General features: G+C 58.8%; 20 protein-coding genes. 9 read left to right on the top strand and 11 right to left on the bottom strand.

Annotation, left to right across the window (positions count from 1 at the left end; translation table 11 throughout):
• The first annotated feature begins 5 nt into the window (after positions 1-5).
• Genes ACQZ45_RS15015 through ligD form a run of 3 tightly spaced genes read left to right on the top strand, consistent with a single transcriptional unit; the run spans position 6 to position 3,613 of the window.
• Complete coding sequence (locus ACQZ45_RS15015; protein ID WP_065688540.1) at positions 6-290, top strand: hypothetical protein; 285 nt, start codon at positions 6-8, stop codon at positions 288-290.
• Positions 287-1,117: a non-homologous end joining protein Ku gene (gene ku, locus ACQZ45_RS15020; RefSeq protein ID WP_019566663.1), complete on the top strand. Its 831-nt coding sequence runs from the start codon at positions 287-289 to the stop codon at positions 1,115-1,117. The genes ACQZ45_RS15015 and ku (ACQZ45_RS15020) overlap by 4 nt, the downstream gene beginning before the upstream one ends.
• A 3-nt stretch (positions 1,118-1,120) precedes the next feature.
• Positions 1,121-3,613, top strand: a complete 2,493-nt coding sequence (ligD, locus tag ACQZ45_RS15025; protein ID WP_065688542.1) for a DNA ligase D — start codon at positions 1,121-1,123, stop codon at positions 3,611-3,613.
• A 3-nt stretch (positions 3,614-3,616) separates the two neighbouring features.
• Here ligD and ku (ACQZ45_RS15030) read toward each other — a convergent pair whose 3' ends face one another.
• From ku (ACQZ45_RS15030) to ACQZ45_RS15040, 3 genes are all read right to left on the bottom strand, one after another.
• Positions 3,617-4,408 (bottom strand): non-homologous end joining protein Ku, encoded by a 792-nt coding sequence (gene ku / locus ACQZ45_RS15030; protein WP_065660285.1) that lies wholly within the window; start codon positions 4,406-4,408, stop codon positions 3,617-3,619.
• Between the two features lie 97 nt (positions 4,409-4,505).
• Complete coding sequence (locus ACQZ45_RS15035; RefSeq protein ID WP_004431194.1) at positions 4,506-5,510, bottom strand: inorganic phosphate transporter; 1,005 nt, start codon at positions 5,508-5,510, stop codon at positions 4,506-4,508.
• A complete protein-coding gene (locus tag ACQZ45_RS15040; protein WP_112152743.1) occupies positions 5,510-6,154 on the bottom strand; it encodes a DUF47 domain-containing protein in 645 nt (214 codons plus the stop codon). Before ACQZ45_RS15040 ends, ACQZ45_RS15035 begins: the two co-directional genes overlap by 1 nt.
• 113 nt (positions 6,155-6,267) lie before the next feature.
• On the opposite strand from ACQZ45_RS15040, the gene ACQZ45_RS15045 reads away from it, so the two are divergent.
• Entirely contained in the window at positions 6,268-6,810 is a 543-nt protein-coding gene (locus tag ACQZ45_RS15045) for an NUDIX hydrolase (protein WP_019566666.1), read from the top strand.
• A 162-nt stretch (positions 6,811-6,972) separates the two neighbouring features.
• Here the strand turns inward: ACQZ45_RS15045 and ACQZ45_RS15050 are convergent, their stop codons facing one another.
• The 5 genes from ACQZ45_RS15050 to ACQZ45_RS15070 form a co-directional block, all read right to left on the bottom strand.
• Entirely contained in the window at positions 6,973-7,737 is a 765-nt protein-coding gene (locus ACQZ45_RS15050; protein ID WP_081308588.1) for a class I SAM-dependent methyltransferase, read from the bottom strand.
• A gap of 225 nt (positions 7,738-7,962) precedes the next feature.
• Complete coding sequence (locus ACQZ45_RS15055; protein WP_139104363.1) at positions 7,963-8,514, bottom strand: hypothetical protein; 552 nt, start codon at positions 8,512-8,514, stop codon at positions 7,963-7,965.
• 69 nt (positions 8,515-8,583) lie between these two features.
• Positions 8,584-8,718, bottom strand: coding sequence for a hypothetical protein (locus ACQZ45_RS15060; protein WP_269085635.1), 135 nt, complete (start codon positions 8,716-8,718; stop codon positions 8,584-8,586).
• Between the two features lie 624 nt (positions 8,719-9,342).
• The gene (locus tag ACQZ45_RS15065; RefSeq protein ID WP_448742333.1) at positions 9,343-12,480 is read right to left on the bottom strand and encodes an efflux RND transporter permease subunit; all 3,138 of its coding nucleotides are present in this window, start codon (positions 12,478-12,480) and stop codon (positions 9,343-9,345) included.
• A 1-nt stretch (position 12,481) separates the two neighbouring features.
• Complete coding sequence (locus ACQZ45_RS15070) at positions 12,482-13,630, bottom strand: efflux RND transporter periplasmic adaptor subunit (protein ID WP_065688629.1); 1,149 nt, start codon at positions 13,628-13,630, stop codon at positions 12,482-12,484.
• A gap of 189 nt (positions 13,631-13,819) precedes the next feature.
• Here ACQZ45_RS15070 and ACQZ45_RS15075 point away from each other — a divergent pair, with 189 nt between their 5' ends.
• From ACQZ45_RS15075 to ACQZ45_RS15085, 3 genes are all read left to right on the top strand, one after another.
• Entirely contained in the window at positions 13,820-14,494 is a 675-nt protein-coding gene (locus ACQZ45_RS15075) for a response regulator transcription factor (RefSeq protein ID WP_004431205.1), read from the top strand.
• Positions 14,491-15,825 carry a sensor histidine kinase gene (locus ACQZ45_RS15080; protein ID WP_112152741.1) on the top strand — a complete coding sequence of 445 codons (1,335 nt, stop codon included), beginning with the start codon at positions 14,491-14,493 and terminating at the stop codon, positions 15,823-15,825. Before ACQZ45_RS15075 ends, ACQZ45_RS15080 begins: the two co-directional genes overlap by 4 nt.
• Before the next feature lie 326 nt (positions 15,826-16,151).
• The gene (locus ACQZ45_RS15085; protein WP_112152740.1) at positions 16,152-17,132 is read left to right on the top strand and encodes a DUF535 family protein; all 981 of its coding nucleotides are present in this window, start codon (positions 16,152-16,154) and stop codon (positions 17,130-17,132) included.
• A 31-nt stretch (positions 17,133-17,163) separates the two neighbouring features.
• On the opposite strand, the gene ACQZ45_RS15090 is transcribed toward ACQZ45_RS15085, so the two are convergent.
• Positions 17,164-18,084 carry a hydrogen peroxide-inducible genes activator gene (locus tag ACQZ45_RS15090; RefSeq protein ID WP_013761123.1) on the bottom strand — a complete coding sequence of 307 codons (921 nt, stop codon included), beginning with the start codon at positions 18,082-18,084 and terminating at the stop codon, positions 17,164-17,166.
• A gap of 216 nt (positions 18,085-18,300) precedes the next feature.
• On the opposite strand from ACQZ45_RS15090, the gene katG reads away from it, so the two are divergent.
• Positions 18,301-20,472 carry a catalase/peroxidase HPI gene (katG, locus tag ACQZ45_RS15095; RefSeq protein ID WP_060642599.1) on the top strand — a complete coding sequence of 724 codons (2,172 nt, stop codon included), beginning with the start codon at positions 18,301-18,303 and terminating at the stop codon, positions 20,470-20,472.
• 55 nt (positions 20,473-20,527) lie between these two features.
• Here the strand turns inward: katG and ACQZ45_RS15100 are convergent, their stop codons facing one another.
• Entirely contained in the window at positions 20,528-20,704 is a 177-nt protein-coding gene (locus tag ACQZ45_RS15100) for a hypothetical protein (protein WP_004431216.1), read from the bottom strand.
• 252 nt (positions 20,705-20,956) lie between these two features.
• Between ACQZ45_RS15100 and ACQZ45_RS15105 the strand changes: the two genes are divergently transcribed.
• Positions 20,957-21,850 (top strand): helix-turn-helix domain-containing protein, encoded by an 894-nt coding sequence (locus ACQZ45_RS15105; RefSeq protein ID WP_198927936.1) that lies wholly within the window; start codon positions 20,957-20,959, stop codon positions 21,848-21,850.
• A gap of 131 nt (positions 21,851-21,981) precedes the next feature.
• Here the strand turns inward: ACQZ45_RS15105 and ACQZ45_RS15110 are convergent, their stop codons facing one another.
• A complete protein-coding gene (locus ACQZ45_RS15110) occupies positions 21,982-24,102 on the bottom strand; it encodes a TonB-dependent siderophore receptor (protein WP_065688551.1) in 2,121 nt (706 codons plus the stop codon).
• Positions 24,103-24,115: the final 13 nt, after the last annotated feature.

A 24,115-nucleotide genomic window follows, 5' to 3' on the forward strand; every position in this document is an offset into this window, starting at 1 on the left:
TTGACATGAAACGACAGACAGAACGTTCAGAAAGAGATGTGAAGCCCTTCGATGTCCGCGACCGGCTGATACTGGCGCTTTATGCGCAGCTGAAGGCCGAGCGGCAAACGCGCGAGGCCATGGAATGGGTCATCCGCAATGGCGGGCTTTCGCCAGAGGTCCTGGAGGCAATGGCATCCGACCCTGTGCCGGTGTTGGCGGAGGCAGACGTTCCCGCTATCGAGCGAATACTTGCTGCGGACCGGGGCAGAGGCCAATCCTCTCAAGACGACCATGGGCGGCCATCATGAACCGGAGAGCGAGCTGGAAGGGTCATCTGACATTCGGCGATTTCAACTGTGAAATCGGTCTTTATTCCGCGCTCACTTCATCGGAAAAGATCTCCTTCAACATCGTCAACCGAAAGACCGGCCATCGCGTCGAAAGGCAATATGTCGATAGCGATACCGGCGACGCTGTCGACCGCGAGGATCAGGTTAAGGGATATGAACTCGACAATGGCGACCATATCGTCATCGAGGGAGATGAGATCGCAACGCTGATGCCGGAAAACGACAAGGTCATCCGCATCAGGCATTTTCTGAGCCACGACGAGATCGACAAGCTCTATTTCGATAAATCCTATTATCTGGCGCCGACACAGGAAGGTGGCGAAGAGGCTTTGACGCTGCTGGCAAAAGCCATGGACGACGAGAAGGTCTCGGCACTTGGCGAAGCGGTACTCTTTCGCCGAAACCGCGTGCTGTTGATCCGTCCAAGCGGCAAGGCGCTCGTGGCGACGACCTTGAATTTCGGCTACGAGGTTCGCTCGCAAACCACCGTTTTCAAGTCCATTCCCGATATTCAGTTCGATGAAGAGATGCTTGAACTCGCCGGTCACATCATCGGGAAACGGGCAGGCACATTCGATCCGGCGGAATATACCGATCGTTACAATGATGCGCTGGCGGAACTGGTGAAGGCGAAGATCGAGGGCAGGGAAATCAGCAAACAGCCGCCGCGCAAGCAAGATAACATCATCGACCTGAAGGAGGCTTTGCGCCGCAGCGCCGGTGACGGCGACAGCGGAAAATCTACCGCTGGTGCGGGGCGCAAATCCTCCCGGAAAGCGAGCTGATCCATGGGTTTGCAGAGCTATAACGCCAAGCGCAGTTTCGACAAGACGCCGGAGCCGAAGGGCGACAAGGTCGATGCGCAGGGATCGAGTTTCGTCATACAGAAGCACGATGCCCGCCGGCTGCATTACGATTTCCGGCTGGAGATGGACGGCGTCCTTAAAAGCTGGGCGGTAACCCGCGGGCCGAGCCTTGACCCTGAGGACAAGCGCCTTGCGGTCCACGTCGAGGACCACCCTTTAAGCTACGGCGACTTCGAAGGCGTAATCCCGAAAGGTCAATATGGCGGCGGCACCGTCATTCTTTGGGATCGTGGTGTCTGGCGCCCGATTGGCGACGCGAAGAAAGGCTACCGCAAAGGCCATCTCGAATTCGAACTGGAGGGCGAAAAGCTTAAAGGCCGCTGGCATCTTGTACGTATGCATGGAAAGCTCGGTGAAAGCCGTGAAAACTGGCTGCTGATCAAGGGCGACGACGAAGAGGCAAGGCATGATGGCGGCGCCGATATTCTGGAGGAGCGGCCGGAATCCGTGAAGACTGGCCGAAGTGTTGAAGAAGTTGCCGCCAAGCCGAAAGACACCTGGAATTCGAAGCCCGTATCGAAAAAGGCCGTTAGTTCTTCCTCGGGCCAAAAACAGGCGCATGCCCTGCCGAAAGGTGCCCGCAAACAGGCGCTGTCATCCTTCGTGCCGCCGGCACTTGCGACGCTGAAACCCAAGCCACCGGAAGGCTCCCGCTGGCTGCATGAGATCAAGTTCGACGGCTATCGCCTGCAGGTCCGTATCGACCACGGCAAACTCCAGCTTCTGACCCGTAGCGGACTGGACTGGACCGAAAAGTTCGGCGATGCCGTGGCTCGAGCGCTCAAGTCGCTGCCGGCAGAAACACTGATGATCGACGGTGAAATCGTGGTGGAACGGGACAGCGGCGCCTCGGATTTCTCTGCCTTGCAAAAGGACTTGAGCGAAGGGCGCAGCGACCGCTTCGTTTTTTATGCCTTCGATCTCCTGTATCTGGATGGCACGGATTTGCGCGGGGCGGCGCTGACGGACCGCAAGGCGCTACTGGAAAAGCTGCTGCCCGCCAGCAACCCGCATCTTCGCTACAGCGAACATTTCGAGGAAAGCGGCGGGCTTGTTCTCGATCATGCCTGCCGCCTCAGCCTCGAGGGCGTTATCTCCAAGGTCAAGGCCAGCAAATACGTCTCTGGCCGCAAGGGTAACTGGGTGAAATCCAAGTGCTCGATGCGGCAGGAATTCGTCATCGGCGGCTATACGCTTTCCTCCGCGTCGGACCATGCCATCGGCTCGCTGGCGCTCGGCGTTTATGAGGAAGGCAAGCTGCGTCATGTCGGCCGCGTCGGCACCGGCTATACCGCTGACATTGCCGAAATGCTGCTTGGCCGCCTGAAGCCGCTGGGCATCGATGACAGCCCTTTCGGCGAAAAGCTCACGGCACTTGCGCGCCGCGACCTGCATTTCGTCAAGCCGGAACTGGTTGCAGAAGTGGAGTTTCGTGCCTGGTCCGGAGATGGCAATCTGCGCCATGCATCATTCCGCGGCTTGCGGGAAGACAAGCCGGCGGGCGAAATCGAACGCGAGGATAAAGCCGTGTCGGAACAAGGGACGCCGCAGTCAAAGATCAAGTTCACCCATCCGGAACGACTTTATTGGCCGGACAATGGCGTGACCAAGGAAGGGCTTGCCGATTATTACACCCAGGTCTGGCGCTATATGGCCCCCTTTGTCGTCAACCGGCCTCTGGCGCTGCTGCGTTGTCCTGAAGGGATCGATGGGCAGCGTTTCTTCCAGAAACACGCCTGGCGCGGTGTGAACAAGGCGATAGAACAGATCAAGGATCCGAAGGACAAGGGCGGGGAACCGCTGATCAGGATTAAGGATTTCGATGGCATGATGGCCCTGGTCCAGTCCGCTGCGCTTGAAATTCACCCATGGGGGGCGACAACCGCGAACTGGGAAAAGCCTGACATGATCACCATGGATATAGACCCCGGCGAGGACGTGTCATGGCAGGATGTAATCGATGCGGCACTGGAACTGAAGCGGCGTTTCGAAGATGCCGGTCTGGCCGCTTTCGTGAAAACCTCCGGCGGCAAGGGGTTGCATGTCGTGGCACCTTTGAAACCAGAAGCGGGATGGCCGGCCTTGAAGGCCTTTGCAAAGACCATGGCGGATGACATGGCCAAGGCGGAGCCGGAGAAATATCTTGCGGTGGCAACCAAAGCGAAACGCCAGGGCCGCATCTTCCTCGACTATCTGCGTAATGGCAGGGGCAATACGGCTGTTGCGCCCTATTCGACACGTGCCCGACCGGGAGCCGCCATTTCAGCGCCAATCGAATGGACGGAACTCTCAGATGAGATAGGTCCGGCACACTTCACGGTCAGCAATATCGGCGCGCGCCTTTCTGCCCTGAAGAAGGATCCATGGGACGGCTTTTTCGCTGCCGCGCGACCCCTGCCGAAAAAGGCCCGATGAGCGTCAGCCTTTCTTGTCCGAGGCAAGGCTTTTCTTCAAGGCATCCATGATGTTGATGACATTGCCGCCGGTCCGGGTTTTCGTGCCGGTCTTCTTTTCCGGGGAAGAGACGGTCTTACTCTTGGTTTTCAGCAAAGCGCTGATCTTTTTCTGGATCGGATCCTGCACCAGCGCCGGTTTCCATCCCGTCATCTGTTTGCCGATGCGTTTTTCCATCGCGTCCAGCAGCGGCTTTTCGAATTTCATCTTCGGATCCAGCGCGTCGATGCTTTCGCGCACTTCCTCGCCATAGTGCAGGGTCCACAGAATGATGCCCTTGCCTGACGGTTCCAGCAGAACCGCTCTTTCGCGGCGATAGAGAACAAGCCGCGCAATGCCGACAACGCCGTTTGCCCGCATGGCTTCGCGGATCACGCTGAAGGCTTCTGTGCCGATCTTGTCTTCCGGGCGCAGGAAGTGCGGCCGGTCGTACCATATCCAGTCGATAGAGCCTGTGGGTACGAAGGTCTGGATGTCGATGGTGCGGGTGCTTTCGAGCGCGACCGCATCGATCTCGTCATCCTCCAGCAACACATAATCGTCTTCGGCGCGGGGAAACCCCTTTACCTGGTTCTTTGCGGCCACCGGCTTGTGGGTAACGCTGTCGACATAGCGGCTTTCGACGCGATTGCCGGTTTTGCGGTTGAGAACGTGGAAGCGGTATTTGTTGCTTTCTGTTGTGGCAGGCGTCAGCGAAACTGCGGCCGTCACCAGCGACAGCTTCAGATAGCCCTTCCAGAAAACCTGCCGTGCCATGATCCGCGATCCGCCTTGTCGCCTGTTGTCTCCCGGATCAACAACCACAGGGTGGCTTTTGTTCCGGGAGCTTTGGCAGAGAGGGCGGTACTCTGTCTCAGCCGAACAACGATGTAAGACCATAGACAGATGCGGATATCAGGGCAGCGGCCGGCATGGTCACGACCCAGGCAATGACGATATTGCCCGCAAGGCCCCAACGCACCGCCGAGACGCGACGCGCGGCACCGACGCCGATGATGGCGCCGGTGATCGTATGGGTGGTGGACACCGGAATGCCGAGCCACGTCGCGCCGAAAAGTGTCAGCGCACCGCCGGTTTCGGCGCAGAACCCCTGCATCGGGTTCAGCCTGGTGATTTTCGACCCCATGGTGTGCACGATGCGCCAGCCACCGAACAGCGTGCCGAGCGCCATGGCCGACTGGCACGAGATCACCACCCAGAACGGCACGTAGAAGCTCTCTCCAAGATGCCCCTGGCTGAACAGCAGCACAGCGATGATGCCCATGGTCTTCTGTGCGTCATTGCCGCCGTGGCCGAGCGAATAGAGCGAGGCGGAAATGAACTGCATGATGCGGAAGGTACGATCCACGGCGAAGGGTGTCTGGCGCACGAACAGCCAGGAGACGGCAAGCACCAGCAGCAGTGCCAGGAAAAAGCCGATGGCCGGCGACATGAAGATCGCGCCCACGGTTTTCAGAAGACCCGACCAGACGATGGAATTGAAACCGACCTTCGCAAAGCCCGCACCGACGAGACCGCCGATCAAGGCATGTGACGAGCTGGAGGGAATGCCGAAAATCCAGGTGACGATGTTCCAGACGATGGCGCCCATCAATGCCGCGAAGATGACCTGCGGGGAAACGATGGCCGGATCGATGATGCCGGTGCCGAGCGTTTCGGCCACATGCAGGCCGAAGAACAGGAAGGCGATGAAATTGAAGAAGGCCGCCCATGCCACCGCATATTGCGGGCGCAATACACGGGTGGAGACGATGGTGGCGATGGAATTTGCGGCGTCGTGGAGACCGTTCAGAAAATCGAAGAACAGCGCGATGGCGATAAGGCCGACAAGCAGTGGCAGTGCAAGCGCGACATCCATCAGACGTTCTCGATAACGATGCCGCTGATCTCGTTCGCCACGTCCTCGAAGCGGTCGACGACCTTTTCGAGTTCGCCGTAGATCTCGCTGCCGATCATATAGGCCATGGCATTGCCGGTCGCACCATGGCGCCGGAAGAGGTCCTTCAGGCCCTGGTCATGAAGCTCGTCGGAGCGCCCTTCGACGCGGGTAACCTCTTCGGCAATCACCGACAGGCGCTGGGCATTGGTGCCGACCTTTTCCAGAAGCGGGATGGCTTCGGCGACGAGGCTTGCCGCACGCACGATCTCGTGACCCATCTCGCGCATCAGCGGGTCGAATTCGGTTTGCTCGAACAGCCGGATCGTCTTGACGGTCTTGTGCATCATGTCGATGGCGTCATCCATGGACTGGATGAGGTCCTTGATATCGCCACGATCAAAGGGCGTTATGAAGCTGCGGCGCACCGCAAGCAGAACGTCGCGGGTAATATCATCCGCCTGGTCTTCGAGGGCGACGATAAGGTCGCAGTTTTTCTCGACGGCGACGCCGCTCAGAAGGTGGTCCAGAGCTGCGGCGGCTTTGACGACCGTTTCCGAATGTTTGCTAAACATGTCGAAGAAACGGTCCTCGCGCGGCATCAGCTTGCGAAAAATGCTCATCATGCGAATTGGCCCTCAATGGCGCTTTATTAGTTGTGGGGGGTGACTGTCATAAAACTGTCATAAATGCACGCGGGGCATTGATGCAACCCGGAAAATCGGCAGTATCAACGGATATGAAATCCATGAAGAAAAGCCGGAAAGCCCGTCCGGCGCGTTCCCTGACATTGCTTCAGCAACTTGCTGCTGTTCCTGAAAAGCTGTTCACCGGCTCTTTCCGGCAGCAATATGCCGCCTTATGCTTCCGTTATACCGGAAGCGGCGAAGAGATCGAAATCCTCGTCGTCACCTCCCGCACCAGCGCACGCTGGATCATTCCGCGCGGCTGGCCGATGAAACGCAAGAAGCCGCATGAGGCTGCCGCGATCGAGGCGTGGGAGGAAGCGGGCGTTCGCGGCCGCGTGAGGAAGGACGCCGTTGGCCGCTACACCTATCTCAAGATGCTCGACAATGGCGATGTCGTTCCCTGCGTTGTCGATGTCTTCCAGATCGAGATCACCGGGGAGGAAACGAGTTTCAAGGAGCGCGGCGAACGCCTTCTGGAATGGGTTCGCCCGGACGAGGCAGCAAGGCGCGTCCGGGAAATCGAACTGAAATCGCTTCTGGTCGACTTCCGCCCGAGGGGGAAGAGGAAACGCCTGACCGAAGAAAAGTCCTGACGGCAGTGTTGACTGGTCGAAATTAGGAAAGCCTGATGCCGTGATGGACCGGCGTCTCATGAGTAGCCAGTTCTGTGGCTGCGGTTCGGAATGATCTTTTTGAACGAGGTCCGAGGGCGCCTTTCGGGCTGTAACGATTCTGGCATCTACGGATTATCGTCATTAGATCAGCTTGAACTCGCGGCCCCTGCGGTTCTCCTTTACAAAAACAGGGGCTGATTTTTCTCTCGAGCGCCTGACCTTGATCATATGTGGAGACACTATCACTTCCTCGATCATGGGGCCAAGTGCCATCTCTTCCATCAAGTCGATAGCCAGATTGGCGAGAGAGTGGTGTTCTGCCCAGGGATGATCTGGTGCTTGGTAGTCGTCAAAGAAACTCCAGCTCCAATCCTCAATGATGTACAGGCCGCCGGGGCGCAATTGCGGGAACAGCGTTCTGAAGCTTGCCTTTGTCTGATCGTAGAAATGCGAGGCATCATCGACCACCAGATCAAGCTCGCCGCCAAAATCGGTTTGCACAATCTCGGCAAGTCTTGCCTCATTATCCTGAGAGGTCCCGTAATAGAGCTTGGCGCGCCCCTGTTGGGCATCAATGTACGTGTCGAGCGCGGGGATCGGCACTTCGGACAGCTCGACGGCAGCGATTTTGCTTGGCTTAAACACTTCGTTCAGGAACACAAATGAGCCGCCCTGATATACGCCGAGTTCGAAAATCCGCTGAAAGTCTTCGCCCTCATGGGCGAGATATTGATCGAGAAAGGTTCTTGATTTCATCATTGTGAAATCGGATTGACCGGATTCACGCTTGCTGCCGCCATACTCGTAATCCATCGTGATTGTGTGACCACCGACGGAAAAGGTTGCTCCGTCCACCCACGTTAATGCTGGGCGGCTCGTTTCGCCATCTTGATCAAACGCATTCATTAGCTCCTCCGTAGTCAACTAGAGGGCGAAGAGTACAATCAAGCCGAGATAGTGGCAACGCAAAATAGGACTTTGCGGGACGTGCAGAAGTGTTGGGCGTCTCCCGCAACTATTATACTGTGCTTGCGCGGCGCCGGAAACTGAAGCTACGAACGAAAGCCAATGCTGGCTTTTCCACAAACGTCAAGGACAGATATCCAGCCAAGAGAGCGGCAGGAATCGTAATCAAATGCGCGACGGTTTGCTGAATGGGCCAACCATAGATGTAGACGCCATAGGCGATAGGAATAGCCACCGGGGAGCTTGATCCGATGAAAGGTCTGGGATGCCGAGAATACAAGCACCGAATAGAAAAGGGCATACTCCTGAACGAAGGCCCTCTGCAAAATGGTAGCGGCAACGATCAACAGCATGGCGAAAAGGGCAGGCAAAGACGCCGGGCATGAAAAACAGCCCAACCTTCAGAATGTCGGAATATTCTACGTCCGAAAAATAAAGGACTGCACGCGGCGCAACTGAATGAACCACCAGGATTGCGGCCAACGTGGCCATTATCCTGATCCTCGTTTTGATGAGCCCGAGCACCTCGAACGCCAGCACATACGCATAGCAGATGATTTCGGGCGTGAGAGCCCACAACGACCCGTTCGGTGCTGAGGGTATGCGGTTTTCCGCGAAAGCACCCGGCGAATCCCAGCACTTTACCGGGAAGATGCTCAGCAAGCTGACGTGGTCTGCGAAATAGCAAAAGACCTGCCGGCTCGCGAAATAGTCCATCACACGCATCGTGGTTACGACCGGCCCGATCACGAATGATATGATAGCCAAGCAGACGATGACGCCGGGTTATATGCGGAATGCACGCATAAGAAGGAAGCGTGCCGGTGAGGCGTTAAGCGCATAGCTTTGCGTTACCAGGATGCCGCTCAGGAAGAAGAAAACGCCGACCGCAAGCGTGCCGGTGTAATTCTTCTCTATCAATTGCGTTTCCAGCTCCGAATAGCCGCCCGTCTGGAATATATAGAAGGAGTGCCCGAAAACCATTGCGCAGCGGCGGCGAGACGCACGAGGTCGAAGCCATTTTTGTCGCGAGGCAGGATATCGGCCAAGACAATCTCGTCAGGTCTCATTTCTATTTCGCAACCCTCGCTCGCGGCTTACATACGACTTTACCCTACAGGAAGAACCCGAGACCTACAATAAGGAGACCACCATGACCATGTACGAGAAGTATAGCAGCGCTTGCTTGCGCTTGGTTTGCCGCTATAGGTGATTGGTATACGCCGGTGAAACGCTGTTCGCGATTAATGGTACTTTGCCCTGCCGAGACGGACAGCATAAAGCGTTCATGTTCACGGATAAGCACATTATCGAGATATCGAGAGAGCAGGTGAGCGGCCTGGCGGCCGATGTCCGCCGGAAGCACGGATATCCAAAGCGACCTTCTACAGACACTTGCACGCGTTGATGACGATGGTCGCTTGTGCCTTCCTGCGATCTCTACGCCTCAGACAAGCGACGGGAAAAAAAGAATCCTGGACTCTCGACCAACGCCAAACCTTGCTCGAACAGGACCCTCTTTGTTAAAAACCTACCAAAGCAACGCTAAGCCGGGTGATCTGGAAGTTCCGTCTCCCCCATCTCGTCCGGTGCCTTCGGTAGCAGGCGGGCGAAACGCCGGGTGATGCTGTCGATGTAAGACAGGATTGTCGGCACGACGATCAGGGTGAGCAGGGTGGAGCTGATGAGGCCGCCGATTACTGCGTGCGCCATTGGCGCGCGCTGCGCCCCGCCACCGCCAACAGCCAGCCCGAGCGGGATCATGCCGAAAATCATCGCAAGCGTCGTCATGATGATCGGGCGGAAGCGGATGATGCCGGCGCTCGCCAGCGCTTCGTTGAGCGGAAGTCCACGCTTCCTTTCGCGGTTAGCGAAATCGACAAGCAGGATGCCGTTTTTGGTAACGAGGCCCATCAGCATGATGAAGCCGATCAGCGAGAACATGTTGATCGTGCTGCCGGCAACCAAGAGCCCGACGAGGACGCCGATGAGAGATAGCGGCAGCGACGCCATGATGGCGAGCGGTTGCAGGAAACTGCCGAATTGCGAGGCGAGCACGATGTAGATGAATATGACCGCCATTGCGAGCGCGGTTACCATGTGGCTAACCGTCTCCTCCATGGTTTCGGCGTCGCCGCCGAAGCGGATACGGTAGCCGTCCGGCAGGTCGTGGGCGGCGGTGAGGGTTTTCAACACATCTGTCACTTCGCCAAGCGCTCGTCCGGATATGTTGGCCGAAATCAGCACCTCGCGGCGATTGTCGATGCGGCGGATTTCGGCGGGTGCTTCCACGGTGGTGATATCGGCGACCTGATCCAGACGCACCATCAGGGGCGAGCCGTTGGATGCCGTGCGGCTGGTGGCGATCATCAACTCGCTGATCCTCGTCGTGTCGGCACGCCGCTCGCCGGGCAGGCGCACGACGATGTCGTAGCTGTTACCGCCCGCATCCGTCCATTTCGACACGTCCTCACCGGCGATGAGCGGCGAGAGCGCTGCGGCAAGATCGGATCGGGAAATGCCGAGATCGCTTGCCGCCTCGCTTTTCAGGCGTACCGAAAGGATGGAGGTTACGTCGCGGGTGCTTGAGGTCACATCCACCAGGCCGGGGATTTTTTTCATGTCTTCCATCAGACCGTCGGCGATCTTTTCGAGGATCGCCCGGTCGTCACCAAGAATGCTGAGCTGGACGGGGCTTTCGCCACCGCCGAGGCCGTTTTGCAGGATCGCGACCTCTATGCCCGATAAGGCCGACAGGCGTTTGCGGATCGGATCGGCCAGCGTGACCGGAGTTCGGGTGCGCATCTCCAGCGGCACCAGCCCCACCAGAACGGCGGCGCGATGTTTACCGACGGTGCCGCCGGTATTGACGGTGGAATAGAGCATTTCGACCTCCGGGAATTCCTGGAGTGCCTTCTCGACCTGCCGCACCTTCGCCGTGGTGTAATCCAGCGAGGAGCCGACCGGTGCCGTGACGTTGATCTGGAAGCGGCCTTCATCCGTATTCGGGACGAATTCCGCACCGACCAACGGCACCATGAGCAGGCTGCCGACAAAAATGCCTGATGTGACGAGCAGGGTGACGAGCCGGTGGTGCAATGTCCAACCGATCACGTGCCGATATTGATCGGCGAGCCATTCGAAGCCGTGATCGAAACGGGCGATCAGCCGGCCCACCGGCCCGCGCGGGGCGTTGGGTTGCGCATCCGGATCGTACCAGACGCTCGACAGCATCGGATCGAGCGTGAAGGCGACGAAAAGCGAGATCAGCACGGCAGCTGAAACGGTGATGCCGAATTCATAGAAGAACCGACCGACGATGCCGTCCATGAAAGCGACCGGCAGGAAGACCGCCACGATTGTCGCCGTTGTCGCGATAACCGCAAGTCCTATTTCGTTCGTGCCGTCGAGTGCTGCGCGGATATGGGATTTCCCCATGTGAAGGTGACGGGTGATGTTTTCGCGCACGACGATGGCGTCATCCACCAGAATGCCGATGGAAAGCGTCAGCGCCAGGAGGCTCAGTGTATTGAGCGTGAAGCCCATAACATCAATGACCGCCAGCGTGCCGATGATCGCAATCGGCAGCGTCAGTCCGGTGATGACGGTGCTGCGCCAGGAATTGAGGAACAGGAAGACGATGGCCACGGCAAGTGCCGCCCCTTCTATCAACGTCGTCTGCACCTGGGTGACGGATTCCCGGATGGGAATGGATGTGTCCGTAATGACTCGCAATTGCACGTTTTGTGGAACAAGGTCGGCATTGAGGGCGTCCAGGCGCTTTCTCACATCCGCGACAACCTGAACCGTGTTGGCATCCTGAACCTTGACGATGTCGATCGCCAGCGCAGTCTGGCCATTATAGAGGGCACGGTTTTCGGCGTCGGCAGCCCCTTCGGAGAGTGCGGCGATGTCGCGAAGATAAATGGCTGCGCCACCGCGCCGGGCGACGACCATGTCCAGCAGCGCCTGCGGTTCGGCGATGCGGCCCTGCACCTGGATCGTGCGTTCGGAAACGGTATCGACAAGGCTTCCAGCCGGGCTGTTGCTGTTGCCGGTGCGTAGCGCGCTCACCACCTCGTTGATGCCGATCCCAAGCGCGCGCGTACGGGTATCGTCGATCACAATGTCGATCTGCCGCTTGCGGGCGCCGACCAGCGTTGCCTGCCCGACGCCGGGAACAGTCGTCAGTTGCCGCACCACCTTCTGGTCGGCAAGGGTGGTGAGTGCGGGTACGTCGAGCGACGTCGAGCTTATCGCCACCGACAGGATAGGCTCGGCGGCGGGATCGAACCGGGATATGACAGGCTTTTTGGCCTCTTGCGGGAAATTCGCGTCGATGGCGGCGATCTTGTCGCGCACGTCCTGTGCCGCGGTCGCGCTCTTAACCTCGAGCTTGAATTTTGCGACGACGACAGAGCGTCCCTCGTAGGAGGTTGACGTGATCTCGTCCAGACCGCCGATGGCGTTCAGCGCATCCTCGACCGGGCGCGTCAATTCTGTCTCCACCGTTTCCGGCGTGGCGCCCGGATAAGCTGTGGACACCACAACGACCGGAACGTCGACATTGGGGTAGAGGTCGAGCCCCAGCCGCTGCAACGAGAAAAGACCCATGACCAGAAGCGCCACCATCATCATGGTGGCGAAAACGGGGTGCGAGACGGATATGCGGGTCACAAACATCTCAGCCTGCCTTGTCGACCGTAACAGCCATGTCGGGCTGCAATTCGGGAAGCGGTGCGGTCAGGATCGTTTCGCCGTCCTCTAGACCGGCGCCTATCTCGATCAGGCTGCCATCGTTCCAGCGCGATCCCACCGCCACCGTCTGGCGGCGAAGATGGCCGTTCATGACTTTAAGGACATGGTAGCCGGTTTCGTCCTTGCGAAGCGCGATTGCAGGAACGACAAGCGCATCGTTCTTTTCGCGCACGAGGATGGACCCGCTGGCGAACATTCCTCCCCACAGCCGGCCGTCGCGGTTGGCAAGCCGGAGATAGACGGCGACAAAGCGCGTCCCGTCTTCGGCGACCGGGCTGATGCGCTCAACGGTGCTTCTGAGAGGCTGGCCGCCGATGCCGTCAATATCGAGTTCGGCGGTCTGGCCAACGGCGACACGTGGGATATCGCGCGTGGCAACGAGAACCTTCGCCTCAAGCATGCTTGTATCGACCAGCGTCATGAGTTCACCATCGGCACTGACGCGGGAGCCGGTTTCTGCCTGCCGGCGGGTAATGGTACCTTCAAAAGGCGCGCGGATTTCGGCATTGCGAAGGGCAAGGCGGGCGATATCCACCTGCGCCGAAAGGCTCTGAAGCCTTGCCGTTTTCACAACGACATCGCTCTTCGCCTTGTCGAGCTGTTCAGCCGATGCGATGTTTTTTGACGCTAGCTGTTCGGTTCGGGTGAGGGCCTGCATCGCTAGTGTCAGTTCGGCCTCGGCCGCATCCCGGTCGCTCTGCCGCAGCAGGAGAGTCGATTGCAGTTCCTCGGTTTCGAACCGTACCAGCAGGTCGCCCGCCCGCACCGCCTGTCCGTCCCGGACATTCATATCCAGAATTTTTCCAGCCTCGCGGGCGCGGATCACGACACGGCTGACCGGCTGAAGTTCGCCACTGACGCTGAGCCGCTCCGCCATCGCTCGTATGCCGATCCTTGCGATTTCCGCAGCCGTCAGTTCGAACGGGATACCGGCCGGGCTCATCGAGGTTGACGCCACGATTCCCTTCACGCGCTCGTTCGCATCGACGCTTCCGCGCGCCGGATCAAGAGCCGTGACGACGAGAGCGCAGCCCGCAAGCGCGATCCCCGCCTTGATCGTTCTTTTCACCCACATAACATAATCCTTCCAGGCAAAACTCATCCTGTGACCGCCGATCGAGCGGTCATGTCGCCTGTCTTGCAGGCTGATGGCTTCTGGATAAGTGTTGATAATTGCAGCAGCATTACCCGCCCGCATCTTCTGCGCCGCAATACTGTCGCAACCTTTCTGGCAGACAAGGAGGGGGCGAAGGGACGGTGGCAAATGAGACTTCTGTTGATTGAGGACGAAAAGGAAATGGCGGATGCGCTGTCGACGACGCTCGGCAAGCAGGGGATCGTCATCGACCATACGATGCGGCTCGGCGATGCGATGGAGCTGGCGCGCCAGCATGTCTATGATGCCATTCTGCTCGACCGTCGTCTGCCGGACGGGGAGGGGCTTACCTTCATTCCCAAGCTGCGCCGCGCCGGTATCGATACGCCGATCATTTTATTGACGGCGATGAACGAACCGGAGGAGCGGATCGAGGGGCTGAATGGCGGCGCCGACGACTATCTCGGCAAGCCGTTTCTCGTCGGCGAACTGCTGGCGCGGCTGCGCGCGGTTTTGAGAAGGCCGGCAAGCATCGCCCCGTCGCAGATCGCTGCAGGCCGCATCGTGATCGATCCGCTTCATCTCAGCGTCACGATCAACTCGCTTCCCTTCGATCTGCCAAGGCGCGAGTTGATGGTCCTCATCACGCTGGCGAAACGAAAAGGCAAATCCGTGCTGCGCTCGACGCTCGAGGCCGCCGTCTACAATTACGAGGAGGAAATCCAGTCCAATGCGCTCGATGCGCATATATCGCGACTACGCAAACGCCTGCTCGACGCTTCGGCCGGGGTCAGCGTGCATAATATTCGCGGCATCGGTTATCTGCTCAGGGAAGACACATGAAAGCGCAGGGCAAGTCCAATCCGTCCCTGTGGTGGCAATTGAGCTGGCAGCTCAGCATTGTCGTCTCCTCCATGATCGCTGTCGTCACCGTCGGGCTCTGCGTTTACGGGGTGATGAAGCTCTCGCCCAATATCGGGCTCTGGAACGATTTGTCGGCGACGCTTGACGAGTCGCTGTCGCTTGATCCGCAAAAGGGTCTGGTCGTTACCGAGGGGCCGGCATTACGCGCCTTGAAGGCGAAGAATGAAACGTTGTGGTTCGTGGTCTCGACACCTGACGGTCACGCGGCGACCTTCGGAACCGTCCCGGCTGTTTACGCCGAACTGGCGCGCTACGTCCATCTGATGACGGACGCCGATATTCGCGGCGGCAGCGGCATATCCGAGGTTGCTTCGGCTGAAAGTATCGAGACGACGTCGGGACCCGTCAGGATCATGTTCGGCGGAACCTCAAATGCACGAGCGTCGTTTCTGACGCTTCTTGCCGGCACCTATCCGATTTATGTCCCCCTGCTGGCGGTTCTTTTGCCTGCGGTGTTTTTCTCCGTGCCGCACATCGTGCGCCGGGCGCTTGCCGGACTGAGCTCCGTCGTCAGAAAAGCACCGGAGATCGACCCGCGACGACCGGGTTCGAAGCTTCCCGTCGAAGATGTGCCGCGCGAAGTCGTTCCGTTGATCGTTTCCTTCAACAGCGTTCTCGAGCGGCTCGAAGAGCAGTTCCAGGCGCGGCAACGTTTTCTGATCGATGCCGCGCACGAATTGAGGACGCCGATTGCAATCATGCAGACCCGGATAGAGGGCCTGCCCGGACCAGACCAGCAGCGCCTGATGGGGGATGTCGCGCGGCTCGGTGAAACCGCCGAACAGCTTCTGGCCTTTGAGCGAAACGATCAGGTGAACGACCGGCGCGAGGTGGTGGACCTGGTCGATATCGCCCGCACGGTGGTGGCAGAGCTCGCGCCGCTTGCGCTTTCGGCAGGTTACGACATCTCCTTCGAAACGCAGATCGAAAAATACGACATGCAAGGCAACCCCTTCGCCCTGCCGCGCGCCATCAGCAATATTGTGCGCAACGCCATCGACCATGGTGGAAACAAGGGGCTGATCCATGTCTCGGTTCTCGCAAACGGCGAAATCGCGATCTCCGACGAGGGGCAGGGCATACCCGAGGACCAGCAGGAGCGGATATTCGAACCTTTCTATCGGGTCACGCCGAAAAGCACGGGTGCCGGACTTGGCCTCAGCCTCGTCAAGAAGATCGTCGCCAATCATAACGGCCGTATCGTGCTGGAAAGCAACCCCTCTGGAAGCACGTTCCGGGTTCGATTCTGATAGCGCTTTGCGCGCTGTAGACCGGTCGCGGCGATTGTAATGCTGCCGCAACGTTCGCGGTCATAATGTGTGGGCACGGGATCAACCGTGCCAACCGGAGTACATACAGTGACCCACCCACCGGATCGTTTTCTTCCGGATTGCCGGCGAGAAGACGGCGCGTAGAAAGCGCGTCGCCGGCCCGGAACCTCGCGCAATGCTGCAGCGCCAATAATCGCAGCAGAGCACCAATCCGATTTCATATTCGGTTCATCCTGGGCGCGCACAGTCCCGGCCAAATCACTCCACGCCCCAGTCCAAACAGTCATACTCCCCGGAATTTTACGATGTCGCATACTGAAATCGCCGCATTCGCTGCGGAAAAAAACTCGGCGAAACCCGAGCCGGTCATCGCTGCGCAAACCATGACTGGCGATGGGCTGGAACTCCTCCGTTTTCCCCTGGCCTGGAGCGTTGCGACCTTCGTTATGCGCGCCCACTGGAAACGGGGCTTCCTTTTCTGGATGCGTTTTTTGGCTCATCCGCTTGTAACCCTGCGGTGGTGGCGGTTTCTGTCCCGATTCTCGGCGACGCAAAAACTGCCACCGCCGCATGACGAGCTTCTTCAGAAACCCCTGTCGAAATTCCTCGTCGGCAAAATCTCCTATGGAAGACGGCTGGATTTTCTCATGAAGAATTTCGTCATCGCCAGCGGTTGTTTTTCCAGAGATGTTATGGCTGCGCTCTGGAGTGGAAAAACGATCGAAATCGGCACCATAGGCGGCCGTGCTTACGAATATCGCTGCACGCTTGCTCTTGCGGATTTATGTGGCGGCCGCCACGAAGGCGCTCTCGCGGTTCGGCTGATCAGAACCCGTGACGACGTCACCTTGTGGACGACGAAGTTTATCTTCGTGACGCAGGATGGGGGCGGGTACAGGACGATTGCTGTTGGCGGCATGCAGGGGCCACGCTCCGCAAAGCAGGAGATGGTGGCAGTAACGCGCGACCTTGCGGGTCTTCGCCCGAAAGATGCCGTTTTGATGCTGCTGCAAGGCCTAATCGAGACGGAAGCGGGTTCCTATTTCGCAGTCTCCCACGCCCGACATCCGATCAATTATCGTCGCGCGCGGCGGCAGAGAATGTTGCTTTCCGACATAGACGCATTCTGGCGGGAACGTTCCGCTGAGCCGGACGACGTGTTCGGTTTTCAGGTGCCGGTTTCAACCCTCGAGGGCGCGGACAAACGCAGCAAGATGAAGCTTGCCTTTTTTGCCATGGCCGGCCGGCTTTGCGAGGGCAAAGCTGGGAGTGCTGCGAAGAGTTGAGGCCGCAGATCCGAGTTGGCCCTCGACACCGTCACGCCGCTGCATCGGCAACACGGCCGAGTTTTTGCAGGCCGCATTCGCGGACGATCTCGGCAATGTGGGTAAACTGCGCCGAGAGCGGATTGCTCTTGCGCCACACCATGCCGATGGTGCGGGATGGTCTTGGCTCTGCCAGCCGAAATACCGAGACGGTGGATTGCCGCGTTTCCATATCGACAGCCATCTGCGGAATGAGCGTGACGCCGATGCCGGCGCCGACCATCTGGACCAGTGTCGAGAGCGAACTGCCCTCCATCAGCACGCGCGGCGGCGCGTTCGTTGTACTGCAGAAAGACAGTGCCTGATTGCGGAAACAATGGCCTTCCTCGAGCAGCAGTAGGCGCATTTCACCGAGCTTGCCGGCACTCGGCACCGGCATCCCCGCATCCTCCATCGGCCGGACCAGAATGAATTCCTCGGAAAACAGCGGAACCTCTTCCAGCGACGCTTCAGATACCGGAAGCGCGACGATTGCCATGTCCAGCCGGGCTTCCAGGAGGTCCTCGATCAGTTTCTGTGTCACCGCCTCGCGCGGGCGCGTTTCCAGTCCCGGATAATGCCGGGTGAGCGTCTTGATGACCTGCGGTAAAAGATAGGGCGCGACCGTTGGAATCACGCCGATGCGCAGGCGGCCGCTGAGCGGGCCGTGCCTTGCCCTCGCCAAATCCTGCAATTCATCCACCGAACGCAGGATCAGGCGGGTGCGTTCGGCGAATTCATCGCCGAGAGCGGTCAGCCTGATCTGGCGGCTGCCCCGTTCGACGAGCGGCGCGCCGATCAGCTCTTCCAGTTCCCTGATCTGTAGCGAAAGTGCTGGCTGGGAAATGGCGCATGCCTCCGCCGCCCGCCCGAAATGGCCGATCTTCGCCAAGGCGTCGAAATAACGCAGGTGTTTCATCGATAGTCCAATCATAAGCTGAGCATATCGCAGCCTTTAGAATATACAATTGGAAATTATGGAACCCGGCTGTTAGTCATCGTCATGACAGAAAGAGGATGTAGCTGTTCGGTATCACCAGCGTCACTGCGCGGTTTCCGTAAGAATGACCTGCTGTGGGCTGTGGTTCCAACATGCTGCGCATGTCGAATTGACTATGTCGTTTAATTACTAAACCCATCGGAGGGCGAAATGGACGCAACTTCAAAACCGGCTGGCAAGTGTCCCGTCATGCATGGAGGCAATACGGCCTCCGGTAAATCGGTTACCGAATGGTGGCCGAACGCGCTGAACCTCGATATCCTGCATCAGCACGACACCAAGACCAATCCGCTCGGCACCTCCTTCAATTACCGCGAAGCGCTAAAGACGCTCGACGTGGAAGCCCTGAAGGCTGATCTGCGCGCCCTGATGACGGAAAGCCAGGACTGGTGGCCGGCCGACTGGGGCAGCTATGTGGGCATGATGGCCCGCGTGACCTGGCATGCAGCCGGTTCCTACCGCGTGACGGACGGACGCGGCGGTGCCAACACCGGCAACCAGCGCTTTGCACCGCTCAATTCCTGGCCTGATAATGTGAACACCGATAAGGGCCGCCGCCTGCTGTGGCCGATCAAGAAGAAATACGGCAACAAGATTTCCTGGGCCGATCTCATCGCGCTTGCCGGAACGATCGCTTATGATGTCGCGGGTCTGAAGACGTTCGGTTTCGCCTTCGGCCGCGAGGATATCTGGGCTCCCGAAAAAGACACCTATTGGGGTGACGAAAAGGAATGGCTGGCACCGAGCGATGGTCGTTACGGTGACGTGACCAAGCCCGAGACGCTGGAAAATCCGCTTGCCGCCGTGCAGATGGGTCTCATCTACGTCAATCCGGAAGGCGTCAACGGCAAGTCCGATCCGCTTGCGACAGCCGCGCAGATGCGCGAAACCTTTGCCCGCATGGGCATGGATGACGAAGAAACCGTTGCGCTCACCGCAGGCGGCCACACCATCGGCAAGTCGCACGGCAATGGCAGCGCCGCCAACCTCAGCCCCGATCCGGAAGCAGCAGGCCCCGAATTTCAGGGCCTCGGCTGGATCAACACCAAGGGTCGCGGCATCGGCCGTGACACCGTTGTGTCCGGTATTGAAGGTGCCTGGACAAGCGAACCGACCAAGTGGGACAACGGCTTCTTCGACATGCTGTTCAAGCATGAGTGGACATTGACGCACAGCCCGGCTGGCGCGTCCCAGTGGGCGCCGATCACCATTGCCGAAGAGGACAAGCCTGTTGACGTCGAGGATCCCTCGATCCGCACCATCCCGATGATGACCGATGCCGACATGGCCCTGAAGGTCGATCCGATCTACCGCGAGATTTCGCTGAAGTTCAAGGATGACCAGGACCACTTCTCCGAGGTCTTTGCCCGCGCATGGTTCAAGCTGACCCACCGCGACATGGGCCCGAAGTCCCGCTACTTCGGCCCGGATGTTCCCGCAGAAGACCTGATCTGGCAGGATCCCATCCCGGCAGGTTCCACGAGCTACGATGTCGCTGCCGTAAAGGCAAAGATCGCCGCTTCCGGTCTGGCGGTCGCCGATCTGGTCTCGACCGCATGGGACAGCGCCCGTACCTTCCGTGGCTCGGACAAGCGCGGCGGCGCCAATGGTGCGCGCATCCGCCTTGCCCCGCAGAAGGACTGGGAAGGCAACGAGCCCGCCCGTTTGGCCCATGTGCTTTCGGTGCTGGAGCCGATTGCCCGTGAAACCGGCGCCAGCATCGCTGATGTCATTGTTCTCGCCGGCAACCACGGTGTTGAGCAGGCGGCGAAATCAGCCGGCTTCGATGTCGCCGTGCCTTTTGCACCCGGTCGTGGCGATGCCTCAGCCGAGCAGACTGATGCAGACAGCTTTGCCCCGCTCGAGCCGCTGGCGGATGGTTTCCGCAACTGGGTGAAGAAGGACTATGTCGTCAGCCCTGAAGAACTGCTGCTGGACCGCGCTCAGCTTCTGGGCCTCACGGCGCCGGAACTGACAGTTCTCATCGGTGGCCTGCGCGTCATTGGCGCCAATTACGGCGGCGCAGCGCATGGTGTGTTCACGCAGACCCCAGGTGCTCTCACCACCGATTTCTTCACAACGCTGACGGATATGGCCTTTTCCTGGGTTCCGACCGGCGGCAATCTCTATGAGATTCGCGATCGCAAGTCCGGAGCAACCCGATATACGGCGACCCGCGTGGACCTCGTTATCGGCTCCAACTCCATCCTGCGTGCCTATGCGGAAGTTTACGCGCAGGACGACAACAAGGAAAAGTTCGTGCGTGATTTCGTCGCCGCCTGGACGAAGGTCATGAACGCCGACCGTTTTGACCTTGTCTGATAAGGCTGACTAGTCCAAAAAGCCCCTCCCTGAGCGATCAGGGAGGGGCAATTTTCTATCTGCGGTCTGAGGATGGAACCGGTTTTCCGGGTGATGGCTTTTCGCCACTATCCCCCGGCGCCTTGCCGCCCTTTTCATTCTCATGCGCATCCGGCCCAGCGACGATGACGCCGCGGCCCTGCTCTTCGCGCTTCTTGTCGGCGAAATCGCCGGGTTCCTTTTTGTCGTTCATAGTGATCTCCCTTCGTGATTTCATTTGTCTGGAGATCAAACGGCTGGTCGGGGCAGAGGTTCCAAGGCTCACATTGGAGCGGGATCGTCTGCCAGCACAGCAATGTTTTGCATTACAACCATCTTTGCTATTAACATGAATTGATAAGTCATGTTATTGCGGCCTCATATGGTGGAGCGTGCGGCGCCGTTATCGTGACGCGCATGTCTTACATGGCTTCAACCTCGGCTCGACAACTGAACGGTACCCGCATTGAGTTTCTGGCACTCCATGACCTGGCACACGGAAGGGATCAGCGTCACTGCGCCGGTCAAATGGCGCCAGCTGGACGGGCTCGTCAGCGCCTTCTGGGAGGCAGAGAGCCAGATGGGCGCGAAGGGTTATTACCTGGCCGCCGATCCACGTATCATGATATTTTTCAACGATGTCTCGTCGCGCATCAGCATTTCCAACCGCGACGGCGAGTTCACGCAGCACTCCCGCCCCATGACGCGGGCGGTCTATGTGCCGGCCGGTGTGCCGATGTGGACGAGCAGCAATGCTACGCACAGGTTTTCGCACCTCAATCTGCATATCCACAAGGACCGTCTGCTGCGTTTCCTGTCGCCATCGGTCGGCAGTTCGGCGGCGATGACAGCCTTGCGCCGCCCGGTCGAGATACAGGATATCGGCTCTGTCGAAACACTGGCTGGACTGCTTGTCGATGAACTCGCCGAGCCTTCGAAACATGCGGTCTATGCGGAAAGCCTTGTTGGCAGCATCGTTGCCGGTCTTCTCGATATTCCCGGATCTTCGCCGGAACAGGTAAATGGCAGGCTGACGCAGGCGCAGATGAACAAGCTGCTTGCCCGTGTCGAAAGCCGCGGTGACGACCGCATGACGGTTGCAGAAATGGCCGACATCGTCGGGCTTTCGGAAAGCTGGTTCGCAACGGTGTTCCGCCAGACAACGGGCAAGACGCCGCTGCAATGGCAACTGGAGCGGCGGATAAGCCTTGCCCAGAAACTGTTGCTCGAAGGCGATCTCACGGTGGCCGATATTGCCGCCCAGCTAGGCTTTTCCGATCAGGCCCATTTGACCAAAGCCTTCCGCCAGTCCGTGGGCAATACGCCAGCCGCCTGGCGGCGCATGCACAGGCTGCTTTGAACGGGCGCCTTGCCGTCTATGCGGAGCGGGTTCGGCGCATGCCTCGAGCTTCGTTCTACGTCACCCCAGGGGATGACGTGGAACGTTAGGATGGTTACGTAGTATGTTGAAAAGTAGGGATATACTTACCCTCACCACGTCTTGCGCAGCGTAGCTGAGAACGCTCGGCCGGGGTTGTAGAAGTCTGCGCCGAAACCGCCATAAGAGACGTGCTTCTCGTTGAAGAGGTTGGAAACATTCACCTCCAGCGAGGTGGTTTCCTGGATTTTGTAGCTGAACGCTGCGTCCATGGTCACGCTGCTGCCGGTCGAAACCTTGTTCGCGTCATCAAAATAATACGAGCCGGTGAAGCGTCCGCCGAGCCCGAAGGTCATGTCGCCGCGTTTGTCGTTGCCGGCCAGCGTGTAGTTTACCCAAAGCGAGGCCTGATGTTCAGGCACGAATTGCGGGCGGTTGCCGACATTGCCAGCGATGCCGTTTTCGGTGATTTCCGCGTTGAGATAGGAATAGGCCGCCGTCAGGCTCAGCTCGTCGGTAACTTCCGCCTTGGCCTCGAGGTCGAGACCGCGCACGCGCACCTCGCCGATGGTGGTGGGCAGGCTGGTGATCGGGCTGGTGACGGTAATATTGTTCTTCTTGAGGTCGTAGATCGATGCCGTGAACAGGGCAGGGAAGGCATCCGGGCGATACTTCACGCCAAGCTCGATCTGCTCGCCGCGTTCGGGCTCGACGGTCAGGCCCGAGGCCGGCACCACGGATTCGGCGTAGCTGATATAGGGCGCGATCTCGTTCGTGACCTTGTAAGATACGCCGATGCGCTTTGTCAGTTCGCTGATGTCGCCGCTTGCCGTCGTGCCGTTCAGCCTGTTGGTCTGGTCGGTGTCGATCCAGTCATTGCGCAGACCGGCGCTGACGGTAAGCCTGTCGAAGAAGGTCAGGTCCTGCTGGAGGTAGAGTGCCCTTGTCTTTTGATCCGTCAACGAGCTGGCGTAGAGCGGCACCGAAGCGGGCGCACCGGTATAGACCGGGTTCAGCCAGTTGATGCCTGGCGCAGGACCGAAGTAGCTTTTGCTGCCGGACGAGTAGTCGTTATAAAAAACGCCGACAAGGCTGCGGCTTTCGACGCTTTCGAACGTCGCGTCATATTGCAGCCGGGTGTCGATCAGGAAATTCTCGGTTTCGGTCTCGTTGCCGAAATAGGAACGGTTGGCGATGGTCGAGCCATCGGTCGGTGTGGACGAGATATACGCATAACCGAAATCGGTATTTGCCTTGCTGTACCGCGCGTTCGAACTCAGCGTCAGGCCAGAGCCGAAATCATGGTCGAACATCACGCTCAGCGAATTGCGGTTGGTGCCGCGGTAATTATAGTCCGGTTCACCGAAGAAACGGCTTCTGTCGAAATGCGAGCCGACCGGATGGCCGCCGCCGCCGGGAACGCCGTCCTTGTTGAGATGATCGTAAACGACGGTGAGGCTGGTGGCATCGGTGGGCCGCCATGTCAGGCCGCCCATGAAGAATTTTTCATCGTCGCGGGAATAGTCATATTCCGCGTCGGCATTTCTGAGCTTGCCGGTCAGGCGGTATGACAGGGTGTCGTCGCTGGTGATGTTGTCACCGAAATCGAAGCCGGTTTCAGCGCGGCTATAGGAACCGCCTGTCACATAGGCCTCACCAAAGCGGCTGCGTTTGGGAACCTTGGTCGAGTAGTTCACCGAACCGCCGGGATCGGACACGCCAAAGGTCGTGGAATTGCCGCCCTTCAGGACTTCCACGCGTTCATAGGCATAGGTCTCTTCGCGCAGCGCGCCGAAGGGACGGCCGAGCGTCAGCCCGTCGCGATAGGTGTAGGCGTCGAAACCGCGAATCTTGAAATAGTCGAAACGGTCGTCCGAGCCGTAGAAATCCGTGGTCACACCTGCCGTGTATTGCAAGGCTTCCTCCACGGTCTGCACACCACGCTGCTGCATTTCCTTGGCGGTGATGACGGAAACGGCGGCCGGCGTATCGAGAATGTCGGTTGCCATCTTGCTGCCGCTTGTCGTGCGGAATGCGACGATCGACTTCTGGTCATTGTCACCGCTGTCGATGGTGATGCGCTCGAGAACCGTGCTTCCGCCCGTATTGGCGGCCTCCTGCGCCAGCGAACGAGCGGGCAGTACCGTCACAAGCGCCGTGCAGGCAAGAAGGGCTGCCTGCCCGTAGCGCAGTCGCGCGGTCCTGCCGTTGACGCCATTCATTTCAGTGTTCATTGCTAAATTCCAG

The sequence above is a fragment of the Agrobacterium sp. 16-2014-1-2a genome, assembly GCF_053522705.1.